This is a genomic window from Streptomyces sp. SA15, from assembly GCF_002291145.1.
Taxonomy (GTDB): Bacteria; Actinomycetota; Actinomycetes; order Streptomycetales; family Streptomycetaceae; genus Streptomyces.
In genome coordinates this window covers 100506-116297 of sequence record NZ_NTGE01000211.1, presented here as the reverse complement: position 1 = coordinate 116297, position 15792 = coordinate 100506, and the positions used below count along the sequence as shown (strand labels likewise).

Below are 15792 nucleotides of genomic sequence, written 5' to 3'. Positions count from 1 at the left end.
AGCCCGATTTGGTCGAGGGGGAGCCTGCGCCGGTAACCTGAAGCATTCGCTGGAAGCACCTCGCTTCGTCGCCCGTCGTCGTAATGAAGAGAGCACCGTGGCCGCCGACAAGATCGACACCATCGTCAGCCTGAGCAAGCGCCGTGGCTTCGTATTCCCTTGCAGTGAGATCTACGGCGGACAGCGCGCCGCCTGGGACTACGGGCCGCTGGGTGTCGAGCTCAAGGAGAACCTCAAGCGCCAGTGGTGGCGCTACATGGTGACCTCGCGCGAGGACGTCGTCGGTATCGACTCGTCCGTGATCCTGGCCCCCGAGGTCTGGGTCGCCTCCGGCCACGTCGCCACCTTCACGGACCCGCTCACCGAGTGCACCTCCTGTCACAAGCGGTTCCGCGCGGACCACCTGGAAGAGGCCTACGAGGCCAAGCACGGCCGCCCCCCGGAGAACGGCCTGGCGGACGTCAACTGCCCGCACTGCGGCAACAAGGGCCAGTTCACCGAGCCCAAGCAGTTCTCGGGTCTGCTCTCCACCCACCTCGGCCCGACCCAGGACTCCGGCTCCATCGCCTACCTGCGTCCCGAGACCGCGCAGGGCATCTTCACCAACTTCGCCCAGGTGCAGACCACCTCGCGGCGCAAGCCGCCGTTCGGCATCGCCCAGATGGGCAAGTCGTTCCGCAACGAGATCACGCCGGGCAACTTCATCTTCCGCACCCGTGAGTTCGAGCAGATGGAGATGGAGTTCTTCGTCAAGCCGGGCGAGGACGAGAAGTGGCAGGAGTACTGGATGGAGCAGCGCTGGAGCTGGTACACCGGCCTGGGTCTCCGTGAGGAGAACATGCGCTGGTTCGAGCACCCGAAGGAGAAGCTCTCCCACTACTCCAAGCGCACCGCCGACATCGAGTACCGCTTCAACTTCGGCGGCAACGAGTGGGGCGAGCTGGAGGGTGTCGCCAACCGCACGGACTACGACCTGGGCGCCCACTCCAAGGCCTCCGGCCAGGACCTCTCCTACTTCGACCAGGAGGCCGGCGAGCGCTGGACGCCGTTCGTCATCGAGCCGGCGGCCGGTGTCGGCCGGGCGATGCTCGCCTTCCTGCTCGACGCCTACATCGAGGACGAGGCCCCGAACGCCAAGGGCAAGATGGAGAAGCGCACGGTGCTGCGCCTCGACCACCGCCTGGCGCCGGTGAAGGTCGCGGTGCTGCCGCTGTCCCGGAACCCGGAGCTGTCCCCGAAGGCCAAGGGTCTCGCCCAGGCGCTGCGGCAGAACTGGAACATCGAGTTCGACGACGCGGGCGCGATCGGCCGCCGCTACCGCCGCCAGGACGAGATCGGTACGCCGTACTGCGTGACGGTCGACTTCGACACGCTGGACGACAACGCGGTGACGGTACGCGAGCGTGACTCGATGAAGCAGGAGCGGGTGTCGCTGGACCAGATCGAGGGGTACCTGGCGAGCCGACTGATCGGCTGCTAGGCACCAAAGCCACCAAAGGCACCACGGCACGCCCAGGCGCCAAAGGCACACCCCAGGTACCAAAGGCACGCAAGACCCAAGGGCACCAAGGGCACCAAGGGCACGTCACCAAGGACACACGAAAACCCCGGTTCCGTAACAGATGTAACGGAACCGGGGTTTCGCCCATCCAGGACACATGTGGCTCCGAAGGGGAGGTCATACGCGGCTCGCAGGGTGCGAGGCGCGGTGACCTTCACGGGGGCATCATGCGCAAGCAAGCAGTCATCGGCGCGGCCGTTCTGGGCCTGGCCATCGGTTCCGTCGGCTACGTCGCCGCGAGCGACGGGGGGCAGGAGAGCGACTCCTCGTCGATCAGCACCCAGGGCGGCTCCGCGGTCGGAGTGCGGGGAGCCGCCGGCGACCGGCTGGCCGCGGTCGGCCTCACCGGCGACCAGCGTCTCGTCAGCTTCCGCGTCGACCGGCCGGACCGCGTCCTCCCGCTCGGCAGGGTCGGCGGCCTCAAGGGCGACACCAAGCTGGTCGGCATCGACTACCGCGTGCAGAACGGCAAGCTGTACGGCGTCGGCGACAAGGGCGGCATCTACACGATCCGCGAGATCGGCGCCAAGGCCACCAAGGTCTCGCAGCTGAGCGTGGCCCTACAGGGCGCGAACTTCGGCGTCGACTTCAACCCGGCCGCCAACCGGCTCCGTGTCATCAGCGACACCGGCCAGAACCTCCGCCACAACCTCGACGACCCGGCCGGCGCGCCCGCCGCCGGAACCACCGCGGTCGACGGCACCCTCACCAACCCGCCCGTGCCGCCCGCGACGACCGGTGCCACGGCGACCGGCGTGACGGGTGCGGCGTACACGAACAACGACCTCTCCGCGACCACCGCCACGACCCTCTTCGACGTGGACACGGTGAACGACCAGGTCTCCGTCCAGTCCCCGGCCAACGCGGGCAACCTCGCGCCCACCGGCAAGCTCGGCGTCGACGCCGGCCCGCGCGCGGGCTTCGACGTCTACACCTCACGGCGCACCGGCTCGAACACGGCGTACGGCGTCCTGACGGTCGGCGGCGCCCAGCGCCTCTACCGCGTGGATCTGCTGAACGGTTCGGTCACACGCACCGGCACTTTCGACGGCGGCCGGGCGGTCGTGGACATGGCGCTGCCCCTGAAGCAGGGCTGAGGGCCGCGTCAGCGAGCCAGGTCAGCAGCCGGTTCCCGGCGGGTGCTCCCTGGTGAGTCACGCCTCGGCCTTAAGGAAACAGCTCGGGCTGGAGGGCCGTTTTGCGGTGCGGCCGGCGACCGATGCTTGATCAACATCTGCCCGAACCGGGCATCGGCCGCCGGCCGGACACGCGCTGTCCTCTACACCCCCGCGGTCACCGTGCCCGGGGGCCGGAGTTGTCCTCCACGGTGCACTCGGTCTTGCGCTCGGTCCGGCCGAGGGGAAGGTCGATGACCGTGCCGAGGCTGCCGCAGGTCTGGTTCTGCCGGCCGTTCTGTGCGGTGTTGGTCTCGGATCCGACCACCAGGTCGGTGTCGGTGGAGGCCTGGCCTCGGCGGGTCGCTGCGGGACCGGAACGGCGGGAGTGGTCGGCGGCGACGCAGGTGGTGTGCCTTCGGACGGTGCCCAGGACGTTGATGGTGACCTTGTCGGCGGAGTTGCCGCAGTTGAGGTTCTGCCGGCCGGTCTGCGCGGTGTTGACCTGGGGGCCCAGGGTGACTCCGCCCTCCGTCCGGGCGCCGCCGACGTGTTCACCGCGGCCGTGTCCGCGGTCCCTGCCGGAGGCGTGCCGGCGGTCCTTGGCCACGCAGGTGGTCTCCTGGTTCATGGTGCCCAGGACGTTGACGGTGACCATGTCGGCGGAGTTGCCGCAGTTGAGGTTCTGCCGGCCGGTCTGCGCGGTGTTGACCTGGGGGCCCAGGGTGACTCCGCCCTCCGCCCGGGCGCCCCCCGGGGGGCCGCTGTACCGACGGGTACGACCGTCGGTGTCGACACAGACCCGCTTCCGGTTGACCGTCTCGACGAGGTTGACGCGTACCAGGCGGGCGGAGTTGCCGCAGTTCAGGTTCCGCTCCCCGTCCTGGTCGGTGTTCTGCTGCCCGTTGAGCGGAGCGCTGAGCGCGTCGGCGAAGGCGCTGCCGCCGACCGCGGACACCAGCGCACCGGCGGTGAGCACGACTGCCACCACCTTGCGGACCTTCTGCGCCGCTGTACTGTCCGCCGAGTTCCGTCGCCGGCGTCCCATCATCATGATCCCCTGCCGTTGAAGTCGAGTCCGCTGTGCCGCGGCCTAGCGATCTGCCGCGCGGTGGCGACCGTTGTCACGGTCGAGAACGCCCAGACGATCGAAAAGTGACGGTTTGCCGGAAATGGAAACGGCCCCATCCGGGGTGCCGGGTGGGGCCGATCAGGCGTGGGACCTTCGCGTCTTGTGCCGTGACTACCGGTGGACGGTGCCGATGTTCCTGGACTTGTCGACGGCGACACACTGGGCCTGGGCGCCGCCGGAGGTGATGACGGCCAAGCCGTTACGGCTGCCGCAGTTGTTGTTCTGTCGGCCTTCTTGGGCGGTGTTCTGTTGGACCAGGTGACCTACCAGGCCGGAGCCGCCGGTCGCCCTGGCGCCACCGCCCTCGCTCACGGTGTGCTCGTTGCGGGAGTGGTCGAGCGTCGCGCAACGGGCCTGCGCCTCAGTCGTCGTCGTGGTGATGAACGTGTCGTTGTGGTTGGTGCAGTTGTTGTTCTGCCGGCCTTCCTGGGCGGTGTTCTGCTGGACCAGGTGACTGACCAGGCCGGAGCCGCCGGTCGCCTTGGCGCCACCGCCCTTGCTCACGGTGTGCTTGTCGTGGGAACGGTCCTGGTTGATGCAGCGATCGTCCGGTCGGCCGTGGGCCAGAACGATGTCGGATTGGTTGGGGTTGGTGCAGTTGTTGTTCTGCCGGCCTTCCTGGGCGGTGTTCTGCTGGACCAGGTGACCGACCGCGCCGGAGCCGCCGGTCGCCTTGGCGCCACCGCCCTTGGTCGCGGAGTGCTCGTTGCGGGAGTGGTTCTGGTTGCTGCAGAAGCTGTCCGTCAGGCTGCCGCCCGTCGAGACAAGGGTGTCGTTGGGGTTGGCGCAGTTGTTGTTCTGCCGGCCCTTCTGGGCGGTGTTCTGCTGGACCAGTTGACTGACCGCGCCGGAGCCGCCGGTCGCCTTGGAGCCACCGCCCTTGGTCACGGTCCGCTTGTTGAATGAGGCATCGCCGGTCGCGCAGCGGGTCGCCGTAGGGCCTCCCGGCTGAACAATCACGGTGTTCGGGTTGGCGCAGTTGTTGTTCTGCCGGTGCTCTTGGGCGATGTTCTGCTGGAACAGATTCCCGATGGCCCCATGGCCGCCTGACGCGGTGGCGCCGTGGCCGTCGGCGGAGGCGATTCCAGGACCCCCGGACGTCAGGCAGCCCACCGCCAGAGCCATCAGTGTAGCCCTCCTGATTTTCTGCACCTGCACCCTTCCTCTAGGACGGACTCGAACTCTTCGGAACGCAATTGCCCCTTTCTTTTCAACGACGTCCCAGCCCACCCGGAAATGGCGTCACCCGGCTTTCCCCCGTACGGCCCACGAAAGGCCGCTCGCCGCACCCTCGGGGCCTCGCGCGATGAACAGCGCGGGCAAAAGACCCTTTCACGCGGCACGCGAGGCGAGGGGTGCCCTACCTCAGATGGATCGTCCGGCAGCGCGCACCGCGCCTGGTGCTGTTATGACTGAACATCAGATGGAAAGTTGAGCCGGCGAGCCTGAGGGGCCTTCACATGGCCTCATCAGTGCTATCGGCATCGAATATCGCCAACTGGTCCGCCTCGTCTACGGTAGGAGTTGCGCTTGCGTAACGTAGCAATCGTTGGCATGGGCTGTAGATTTCCAGGAGCCCGGAATCTCCCCGAGTATTGGCGGATGCTCCGGAAGGGTGAGCGCCAGTTTCGCGCAGTGCCTCCCGAACGCTGGGATCATGCACCCTTCCATACGCCGCAGGACAGGCGTGCCCGCGCCGGAACTTACACCGACACCATCGCTCCGCTCTCCGCCGTCGACCAGTTCGACGCCCGCTATTACCAGATGTCACCACGCCGCGTGCAAGGAATGGACCCGCAGCACCGTCTTCTGCTGGACGCGTCCCGCGAGGCGCTGCAGGATGCGGGCTGGGAGCGGCAGGGGTTCGACCGCCAGTCGGCCGGTGTGTTCTTCGGCCTGGGTGTCAACGATTACATGGAGCTCGTGCCCGACGTCCTCACCATGCATCCGCTCTCGCTTCCGGGGGCGCTGCTGAACATGGCGGCGGCGAATGTGAGCCGGTTCTTCGACCTGCAGGGCCCCAGTTTCACCGTCGACGCCGCGTGCTCCGCGACGTTGGTCGCCCTGCACCAGGCCCTGAGCCATCTGGCCACCGGCGAGTGCAGCGTGGCGCTGGTCGGCGGGGCCTATCTCACTTTGATGCCGCGCACGCTGCTGGCCTTCTCGAAGGTGAGTGCGCTCTCGGCAGCCGGCGTGTGCAGGCCTTTCGACCGGAACGCCGACGGTTTCGTACTGGGTGACGGCGTCGGGGTGGTCGTGCTGCGCCCGCTGCGGGACGCGCTGGCCACCGGCGACCGGGTCTACGCGGTGATCCAAGGCATCGGCATCAGTAACGACGGGGCGTCGGAGGGCCCGATGACGCCGAGCAGCGCGGGCCAGCTCACGACGCTGCGCCGGGCCTACGCGGATGCCGGATGCTCCCCCCGCTCGATCGGGGTCTTCGAGGCACACGGCACCGCCACGGTGGTCGGTGACGCCGCGGAGCTGGACGCGATCACCAAGCTCCGCGAGGAGGCCGACGGCGGGGACCGGGACGCCGTCGCCTGCCTGTCCTCGGTGAAGTCGCTGATCGGCCACTCCCTGGGGGCCTCCGGTGCCGCATCCCTGATCAAGACCGCGTTGGAGCTGCACCACCGCACCATCGTGCCCATGCCGGACACCGATCCCGCTCGTCCGGAGGACCTGGCCGCGTCGAAACTGCGGATTCCGCGGGCCGTTGAGCCCTGGGAGCACTCCGGGGACCAGCCGCGCCGCGCCGGGGTGAGCAACTTCGGCTTCGGCGGCACCAATGTGCACGCCGTACTGGAGGAGGCACCGGACCCCAGCGCGCTGCCACGCGGCGCCACGTCGCCGGCCGCCGGCCGCCGGGCCACCGTAGCCGCGCACGTGCGTGAGACGCCGCAGGCGCAGGACTGCGGGCCACAGCTCTTCCTCTTCTCCGCCGGCGATGTGAACCGGCTGGAGTCCCACCTCGTCCGCTTCCTGGAGACGCTGCAGGACACCCCCAGCATGCCGCTGACCGCCATCGCGCGGACCCTGGCGAGCAGGCGGCTGCTCACCGCCCGGCTCGCCCTTGTCGCCGGCAGCCACGCAGAGTTGCGTACGCGGGTACAGCAGGCCCGGTCCGCACTTGCCCAGGACAGAGTGGGCGCGCTGGGCGAGGGGGTGTACGCGGCGGTCGCGCCGCTGCCGGTGACGGACCGTAAGATCGCCTTCGTCTTCCCCGGGCAGGGCAGCCAGCATCCCGGGATGGCGCGGGACCTGTACGAGCGCTTTCCCGCCCTGCGCTCCACTGTCGACGCCTGGGACGCGCTTGCCGTCTCGGAGAACGGAGCGTCGCTGCTCGAGGCGGTGTACGGGCCCGCCAGCCATACCCCGGAAGGGCTGGAGCGGCTCACAGGCACCGACGTCTGCCAGCCGGTGCTCGGCGCGTTCGGTGTGGCGCTCGCACGCTTCGCGCAGTCACTCGGTGCGGTCCCCGCCGTCAGCTTCGGCCACAGCGTGGGAGAGTTCCCCGCCGCGGTCCTCGCCGGTGCCCTGGACGATTCCGAGTGCCTCCGGCTGCTCTTGGCACGCGGCGCCCGCATGCGCCGCGTCGAGTCGGTGCGGCGTGGCGGGATGCTCGCCGTGCGAGCCTCGCAGGACGAACTCGCTCCTGTGACCCAGGGGCTGGAAGAGGTATGGGCCGCCTGCTTCGACCACCCCCGCCAGCTGGTGTACAGCGGCACGGCCGGGGCGCTGAAGGAGCTGGCGCGGCGCTGCGCCCAGGCAGGCCTGACAACCGCACCGTTGCGGGTCTCCAACGGCTTCCACTCCCCGATGCTCCATCCCGCCCTCGAAGATCTTGTGGCGGACCTCGCGACCCGCAGGATCACCCGCCCCGGGAACGGATTCGTCTCGTCGGTGAGTGGTGCGGCCGAGGACGACCCCGCCGTGCTGCGGGAGCTGTGGGGCCGCCACGCCAGCGCCCCCGTCCGGTTCGGGGACGCCGCTCGCGCCGCGTATGAGGCCGGCGCGAGGGTGTTCGTGCAGGTCTGCGGGGGCAGCGGCCTGCTCGGTGCCGTACGGCACAGCGTTCCGGAGCCGGGCGCGGTCCGGTGCGTGTCGATGACCGACGGCGGTCCCGACCAGGCCCGTACCTTTCTCGCCGCGCTGGGCGAGCTCGCCGTGCTCGGCGTGGACATCGACGCCGCCGCGCTGGTGCCCGACGGGACGCCGCTGGTGACGCTGCCGCCCTCGCCGCTGACGACGAAGTCGTACTGGTACCCCCGCGTGGCCACCCGGTTCCCGGCCCCGCCCACGGTCCCTGGTCCGGGCGCCATGGAGGGGAATCACCAGCAGACCGCCACGGAACCCCGCCGGTCTCCGAACGGCCGGCCGACTGCTCCGGCCCCCCTGCCCGAGCGGCACACCTCAGGGGCGGTCCAGGCGCCCTCGGCTGCTCCCTCTGCCCCTCGTTCCTCCGATCAAAAGGATTTCTCGATGCATGACGTCGTGACGCTGTTGCGGGAGCAGCTGAGCCTGCTGCAGACCTTCGGCACGTCCGCCCCCGCAGCGGACCGCCCAGCGGCCTCGCCGCTCATCCCGCAGCGGGCCGTCGGCATGGATCTGCTCAGCCTGCCCGCGGACGAAGACCCTGCGGACGAAGACGGTGACGCCTGCGGGCCGGCCGCGGGGGCGGACTACGACCAAGTGCGCGCTCGCGTCTACGCCGAGCTGTCGGCCGTCAGCGCCTTCCCGGTGGAGCAGCTGACCGATGAGCTGCTCATCGTGCAGGAGTTGGGCTTCGACTCGCTGATGACCACCGAGCTGCTGGTGCGGCTTCGGCGGGCCTTCCCGGAGGTCGCCGAGCGCATCACCGGGGGACTCCTTCTCCGGCGGCCCACCATCGCCCAGGTCGTCGACGCGATGGCCGAGCTGCTCGAGGTGGATCGTACGGTCCCGGCCATGGCTGCCGTCGCGTCCGTCGCGGCGCTCCGGGCCCGAGCCGAGGGTGCTGTGAGTCCGTCGCCGAACGGCCACGGCCACGCCCGCGCCGCCGCCGAGGGCGCTGCGAGTACGTTTCCGAACGGCCACGCGGTCGAGGCCAGGGTGGTCACGGCCGAGCCGGTCCCAGCCGCGCCGGTGCGACCGGAAACCCGTATCGAGGACTTCCCCGAGTTGCTGGAGATGGAGCGACGCGGCGCGTCCCTCGGACGCAGCCCGTACTTCCTGCTGCACGAGGGCACGATGCGGGACACCACCCGGGTCGACGGCCGGGAGCTGATCTCCTTCTCCGGATACAACTACCTCGGCCTGTCCGGCCACCCCAAGGTCGCCGCCGCCGTCAAGGCGGCCGTCGATCAGTACGGTACGTCGGTTTCGGCGAGCCGCTTCCTGTCCGGCGACCGGCCGCTGCACCGTGAGCTGGAGTCGGAACTCGCCGCCCTGAACGGCTGCGAGGCGGCCATCGCCCTGGTCAGTGGACACGCCACCAACGTGACCGTGATCGGCCACCTGATGGGCCCGGAAGACCTGATCCTGCACGACGCCCTCGCGCACGACAGCATCCTGCAGGGCTGCAAGCTCTCCGGGGCGAGGCGCCGTCCCTTCCCGCACAACGACATGGCCGCGCTCGACACGATGCTCGGGCGGATCAGGCACCATTACCGCCGCGTTCTGATCGTGGTCGAGGGCGTCTACAGCATGGATGGCGACATCGTCGACCTGCCGGCCCTGATCGAGGTCAAGCAGCGGCACGGCGCCATGGTGATGATCGACGAGGCGCACAGCATCGGCGTCGTCGGCCCCCACGGCGGCGGAGTCGGCGACCACTTCGACGTGGACCGGACGGCAGTGGACCTGTGGTCGGGCACGTTGTCAAAGTCCCTTGCGGGGTGCGGTGGTTACGTGGCCGGCACGGCACGGGTCGTCGACTACCTCAAGGCCTCCGTGCCCGGGTTCGTCTACAGCGTGGGCATGACCCCGGCCAACGCCGCGGCCTCGCTCGCCGCGATCCGGGTCATGCGCGAGGAGCCGGAGCGGCTGCAGCGGTTGCGCGAGAACGCCGACCACTTCCTCCAGCTGGCCCGGCGGGCTGGGATCGACACAGGGGACAGCCTCGGTTCGCCGGTCGTACCAGCGATCGTCAAGGACTCGTCCAAGGCCCTGCGTCTGTCGGCGGCACTGTTCGACGAAGGGATCAGCGCCAACCCGATCCTGCACCCGGCGGTGGCCGAGAAGCTGACGCGGCTTCGGTTCTTCATCACCTGCGAGCACACCCCGCAGCAGATCGAGTCCAGCGTGTCCACGCTCGCCGCCCTCTGGCAGTCGCTCAACAGTTGAGTTCTCGGTGTCCCGGGCACGCGGACGCCCCCGACCGAGTAGTTCATACGAATCGAGGAACAGGCCCCGGTGAAGCCTCCCCCAGTAACATCCCCCGAGTCCACGACGGGGACAGCGAGCGACACGTCCGGCGAGGCGTCCGCCGGCCCACCACACCAGGACGGGCCGGTCCGGCTTCCGCTGCCGCTGCGCGGCCCCCGTACTGTCCTGACGGTCTGGCTGTTGCTCGTGGTCCTGGCCGGGATCGTGGCGAGCGGCACGCTCAACGTACTGAAATCCGGGGGATTCGACGATCCCTCATCGGATTCCGCGGCAGCCATGAGGTTGCTGCGGGAGAAGTTCCCCACCGCCCAGCCCAACCTGTTCGTGCTGGTACGGGACAAGGGCGGGGACGCGAGCAGTACAGCGGCCACCCGTGCCGGACAGTCCGTGCTCGAGGAGCTGTCCCGCGAGAGCGGCGTGCACATCGTGGCCTCCTATTACCGCACCCCCGACCCGGCGTTGCGCTCGGCCGACGGTGCGGGTCTGACCGCGATCAGCGTCACCGGCGACGAGGATGCCGCCACCCGCAAGGTCAAGGACCTGCACACCAAGCTCGCCGGAGAGCGAGACGGCGTCCAGGTGCGCTTCGGCGGCATCACCCAGATCAACAACGACCTCAACGACCGGACCGCGCAGGACCTCAAGCTCGCCGAGTCGGTGGCGATCCCGCTCACGTTGCTGCTGCTGATCCTGGTCTTCCGGGGCGTCGTCGCGGCGCTGCTGCCCCTGGCGGTCGGGATGTCGGCCATCGTCGGGGCGATGGCCGTGCTGTGGTGCCTGGGCCGGCTGACCTCGGTCTCGGTGTTCTCCACCAACCTGATCATCGCGCTCGGCCTTGGCCTCGCGGTGGACTACAGCCTGCTGATCGTCGCCCGCTACCGGCAGGAGCGTGCCGCCGGCGGCGACGACACGGCGGCGCTGCGGCGTACCCTGAGCACCGCCGGCCGCACGGTGATCTTCAGCGCCGTGATCGTGGCCAGCGTGCTGCTCACGTTGCTGGTCTTTCCTTTGTACTTCCTGCGGTCGTTCGCGTTCGCGGGCGTGGCGACGGTGGCGATCACCGTGCTGGGCGCGCTCGGGCCGCTGCCCGCCATGCTCCTGCTGCTGGGGAACCGGGTCGACAAGTGGCCCGTGCTGCGGGCCCGCGCCGAGCAGGCCGATCCCGAACGGCGGCTGTGGGGCCGCATCGCCGGCGGCTCCATGCGCCGCCCCGCGCTGTGGGGTTTGGTGGCGGTCGCCGGGCTGGTGGTGCTGGCCCTGCCGCTGGGCCACGCGCAGTTCGGCATCCCGGACGAGCGCGCCCTGCCCAAGGACACCGAAAGCCGGCAGGTGGCCGAAGCGCTGCGTACGGGCTTCGCCGACGGCGCCGGCGGTGACACGATCAGCGTGGTCGTGCCGGTATGGGACCGGGACCCCTCGGGGACCGCTCTGGCCACGTACGCCCAGGCGCTGTCCCGCGTGCCCGGCGTCGACCGGGTGAACAGCCCCTCCGGCGGATTCGCCCATGGCCGGCCGCAGAAGGCGACGACGGGGGCGGACAGCGCCGCGGCAGGCCTGCGCAACGGTCGGACCGTACGGCTCGACCTGCACACCCGCGTCGTGCCCTACTCGCCCGAGGGCAGCCGGCTGGCCGAACGGGTACGCGCGGTACCGGTGCCCGGCGACCGGCAGGTGCTCGTCGCCGGCCTGGCCGCGCAGCTCGTGGACACCACCAGCGCCTTGGCCGCCGGTCTGCCCTGGGCACTCGGCCTGACCGTGCTGATCACCCTTGTGCTGCTTCTGCTGGCCACCGGCAGCGTGCTCCTCCCGGTCAAGGCGGTCCTGCTCAACGCGCTCGGGCTGGCAGCAGTCGTCGGCGCGATGGTGTGGATCTTCAACGACGGCCACCTGTCCGGACTCCTCGGCTTCACCCCGTCGCCGCTGGCCATCACCATGCCGGTGCTCCTGGTGTGCGTCGCGTACGCACTGTCCATGGACTACGAGATCTTTCTCCTGTCCCGCATCAAGGAACGGCACATCGCCGGAGACCCCACCGAACTGTCGGTCCGTGCCGGGCTCGGCGAAAGCGGCCCCCTCATCAGCGCGGCCGCGGGACTGCTGGCCGTCTCCTTCTTCGCCATCGCACTGTCCGGGGTCTCCCTGGCCAAGTTCTTCGGCCTGGGCACCGGCATCGCGATCCTCCTGGACGCCGTGCTGATCCGCGGCGTGCTGGTCCCGGTGTTCTTCCGGTTGGCCGGTCCCCGGGCCTGGCAGGCGCCGGGTTCCGTGAAGGCGCTGACGCGAAGGATCGAGATGGCCGCCGACCACTGACCGTGACAGCTGACAGATATTGATATCTGTCAGCTGTCATGTCATGGTGGGTGTCATGACGATGCAAACTCGCACCCTCGGCAGCACCGGCCCCCAGGTCTCCGCCCTCGGCCTCGGCTGCATGGGCATGTCCGCCCTGTACGGCGAGGCCGACCGCGCCGAGTCGATCGCCACGATCCACGCCGCCCTGGAGGCGGGCGTGACGCTGCTCGACACCGGCGACTTCTACGGCGTGGGCCACAACGAACTGCTGATCGGCGAGGCGCTGCGGTCCGCGCCCGCCGCCCGGCGCGAACAGGCCCTGGTCAGCGTGAAGTTCGGGGCGCTGCGCGACCCCGACGGCGGCTGGTCCGGGTACGACGGCCGCCCGGCCGCCGTGAAGAACTTCGCCGCGTACTCGCTCCAGCGCCTCGGCGTCGACCACATCGACGTCTACCGGATCGCCCGGCTCGACCCGGACGTACCGATCGAGGAGACGGTCGGTGCGATCGCCGAACTGGTGGAGAAGGGGTACGTCCGTCACGTCGGCCTGAGTGAGGTCGGCGCCGAGACGATCCGCCGGGCCGCCGCCACCGCGCCGATCGCGGACCTCCAGATCGAGTACTCCCTCATCTCGCGCGGCATCGAGACGGAGATCCTGCCGACCACCCGTGAACTGGGCATCTCCGTCACGGCGTACGGCGTCCTCTCCCGGGGGCTGATCTCCGGCCACGTCACCTCCGACCGACCGCTCGCCGCGAACGACTTCCGCAACTTCTTGCCCCGCTTCCAGGGTAAGAACCTCCAGCACAACCTGAACCTGGTGGAGGCACTCCGGAAGATCGCCGAGCAGAAGGGCGCCTCGGTCGCGCAGATCGCCATCGCCTGGGTGCTGTCCCGGGGCGAGGACATCGTGCCGCTCGTCGGCGCGCGGACCCGGGAACGGCTGGGGGAGTCCCTGGGCGCACTGGACGTCACGCTGGACACGGCCGATCTCGCCGCCATCGAGGAGGCCGTACCGCCCGGTGCCGCCGCCGGCGAGCGCTACGGGGCGGCTCAGATGGCGCACGTCGAGCTCTGACACCGCGCGCCGGGTACTTTTCCCTCATGCCACCGACCAGCGAGACCCTGACCGCCGAGCGCATCCTCGAAGCCACCGAGGAGGTGCTGCGCCGTCACGGTCCGGCCAAGGCCACCGTGGTCGACGTGGCCCGCGCGCTCGGCGTCAGCCACGGCAGCGTCTACCGGCACTTCCGGACGAAGGCGGCGCTGCGCGAGGCGGTGACCAAGCGGTGGCTGGACCGCACCTCCGAGGCCCTGTCCGGGATCGTCGCCGACGAGGCCCGCGCCCCGGAGGCCCGCCTGCGCGACTGGCTCGCGGCCCTGTTCGAGGCCAAGCGCCGCAAGGCGGGTGACGATCCCGAGCTGTTCGCCACGTACTCGGTGCTGGTCGGCGAGACCGGCGAGGTGGTCGGAGAACACATCACCGACCTGACCACGCAGCTCACCCGGATCGTCCGGGCGGGCGTCGACAACGGCGCCTTCACCACCCCCGACCCGGCCGGCACCGCCCGCGCCCTGTTCCAGGCCACGGGCCGCTTCCACGACCCGTGCTACGCCCACGAGTGGGAACAGCCGGGGGTGGAGGAGGAGTTCGAGGCGGTCGTGGACCTGGTGCTGCGCGGGCTGCGGGCCTAAGGGGTCCTTGCGCTGTGAGCTCCGAACAGAGCTCTATGCCCCCACCGCCGTACACCGCCAGAAGTCCCGCATCACGTCCGGCGGTGTCGGGCTCTGCATCTCCACCTGGGTCAGGAGGATGGTGACCGTGTTCGTCGTCGGGATGACGTGGGCCGTCGTGCCCGTGCCGCCGACCCAGCCGTAGCGGCCGGGGACGTTCCAGGGGTCGATCGGGGTGACGTCGACCTGGCCGCCGTAGCCCCAGCCCTGGCCCTCCAGGAAGAGGAAGCTCAGCTCGCGCTGGCAGGCGGTGAGGTGGTTGCTGGTCATGCGGCTCACCGAGGTCGGGGTCAGCAGATGGTGGCCGCCCGCCGTGCCGCCCGCCAGCAGCATGCGGGCGAAAGCCAGCCAGTCGTCGGCGGTGGAGACCAGGCCGCCGCCGCCCGAGGGGAAGGCCGGGAGGGCGGCCCATGCGCCGTGCGGGGGGTCCGACAGTTCCAGGGCGCCCATGTCGGCCGGGCGGTAGAGGCTCGTGAAGCGGTCGCGTGCGGCCGGCGGGACCTCGAACGCCGTGTCCGTCATGCCCAGCGGCTCGAAGATCCGCTCCGCCAGGAACTCCGGGAGCGTCCGGCCCGAGGCCCGGGCGACCAGGATGCCTTGCAGGTCGGAGCACGTCTGGTACAGCCAGGCCTCGCCCGGCTGGTTCAGGAGCGGCACCCGGGCGAGGGTGGTCAGCCAGGTGTCCGGGTCCGGGTACGCCTGCGGGGCGCGGCCGTCCTTCTGGACCTCGAACAGCGCCCGCACCGCAGGCAGCGAGAAGTCCGACGGGAAACCCCAGCCCGCCCGGGAGCTGAGCAGGTCCTCGACCGTGATCGGGCGGTCCGCCGGGACCACGTCGTCGACGGAGGCGACCGGGGTGCGCACCACCATCGGCTTCGACAGCTCCGGCAGCCACTCGTCCACCGGGTCGTCCAGCCCGATCCGCCCGTCCTCCACCAGCATCAGCACCGCCGCCGCCGTGATCGGCTTGGTGATCGAGGCGATACGGAAGATCGAGTCCCGGGCCATCGGGGCGGTGCCGTCGGCGTCCTGGAAGCCGACCGTCACCACCTCGACGTCGTCGCCTCGGGCCACGAGGCCGACGGCTCCCGGAACCGTCCCGTCGGCGACATGCCGTCGCAGGGTGTCGTGCAGAGCGCTCATCGGTGGGCCTTCCGGTGCGTCGCGGTCCAGCGGTCGTAGGGATACGACTGCTGCCGCGGCCGAAAGTCATCGGTCCGGCGGACCGCTCACGCCCCGGCCGGGTCCACCGTCGCCTGGTGCGCCTCGGCGAGGTGCTCCTCCGCTTTCAGCCAGGGCAGGAACTGCGCGGCCTTCTGCCAGCCGCACGTGTCGCATCTGATCGTGCGCTGTATGCCGGTGCGCTGTACACGGACGACGTGTTCGCGCCCGTGCTGGTCCCAGCGGCTCACCTTGCTCGTGTTGATCTCCAACATGCTGCCTCCAGAGGCCGCGCCCTGTGAGTCGGTCGACGCAGCTGTCGACGCAGCTACGGAGTGTGCAGCAAGACCAACATCAACAGGGGATCCTTCACAGTGAGTTGGCCAAGCCGTGCTCAAGCTCTCAGTGGCTCTGCGCCGAGGTACTCGCCC

At 70.0% G+C, this 15792-nt stretch carries 10 protein-coding genes; 6 read left to right on the top strand and 4 right to left on the bottom strand.

Translation table 11 applies throughout. From position 1 onward, the window contains the following. The first annotated feature begins 97 nt into the window (after window positions 1-97). Window positions 98-1480: a glycine--tRNA ligase gene (locus tag CLM62_RS45290; RefSeq protein ID WP_095755733.1), complete on the top strand. Its 1383-nt coding sequence runs from the start codon at window positions 98-100 to the stop codon at window positions 1478-1480. 248 nt (window positions 1481-1728) lie between these two features. Then, entirely contained in the window at window positions 1729-2658 is a 930-nt protein-coding gene (locus tag CLM62_RS45285) for a DUF4394 domain-containing protein (RefSeq protein ID WP_095755732.1), read from the top strand. A gap of 196 nt (window positions 2659-2854) precedes the next feature. Here the strand turns inward: CLM62_RS45285 and CLM62_RS45280 are convergent, their stop codons facing one another. Then, a complete protein-coding gene (locus tag CLM62_RS45280; RefSeq protein WP_257004472.1) occupies window positions 2855-3667 on the bottom strand; it encodes a hypothetical protein in 813 nt (270 codons plus the stop codon). 252 nt (window positions 3668-3919) lie between these two features. Then, window positions 3920-4933, bottom strand: a complete 1014-nt coding sequence (locus CLM62_RS45275) for a hypothetical protein (protein ID WP_095755730.1) — start codon at window positions 4931-4933, stop codon at window positions 3920-3922. 399 nt (window positions 4934-5332) lie between these two features. On the opposite strand from CLM62_RS45275, the gene CLM62_RS45270 reads away from it, so the two are divergent. From CLM62_RS45270 to CLM62_RS45255, 4 genes are all read left to right on the top strand, one after another. Next, on the top strand, window positions 5333-10132 hold the full coding sequence (locus CLM62_RS45270; protein ID WP_306457977.1) for an aminotransferase class I/II-fold pyridoxal phosphate-dependent enzyme: 4800 nt from the start codon (window positions 5333-5335) through the stop codon (window positions 10130-10132). Between the two features lie 69 nt (window positions 10133-10201). Next, a complete protein-coding gene (locus tag CLM62_RS45265; RefSeq protein WP_143659272.1) occupies window positions 10202-12484 on the top strand; it encodes an MMPL family transporter in 2283 nt (760 codons plus the stop codon). Window positions 12485-12539: 55 nt separating this feature from the next. Continuing rightward, entirely contained in the window at window positions 12540-13544 is a 1005-nt protein-coding gene (locus CLM62_RS45260; protein WP_095755796.1) for an aldo/keto reductase, read from the top strand. 26 nt (window positions 13545-13570) lie between these two features. Further along, on the top strand, window positions 13571-14161 hold the full coding sequence (locus CLM62_RS45255; RefSeq protein ID WP_095755727.1) for a TetR family transcriptional regulator: 591 nt from the start codon (window positions 13571-13573) through the stop codon (window positions 14159-14161). 33 nt (window positions 14162-14194) lie between these two features. Here CLM62_RS45255 and CLM62_RS45250 read toward each other — a convergent pair whose 3' ends face one another. Both CLM62_RS45250 and CLM62_RS45245 read right to left on the bottom strand, forming a co-directional pair. Next, entirely contained in the window at window positions 14195-15343 is a 1149-nt protein-coding gene (locus CLM62_RS45250; RefSeq protein WP_095755726.1) for a serine hydrolase, read from the bottom strand. 86 nt (window positions 15344-15429) lie between these two features. After that, on the bottom strand, window positions 15430-15636 hold the full coding sequence (locus CLM62_RS45245; RefSeq protein ID WP_095755725.1) for a hypothetical protein: 207 nt from the start codon (window positions 15634-15636) through the stop codon (window positions 15430-15432). Between the last annotated feature and the right edge of the window lie 156 nt (window positions 15637-15792).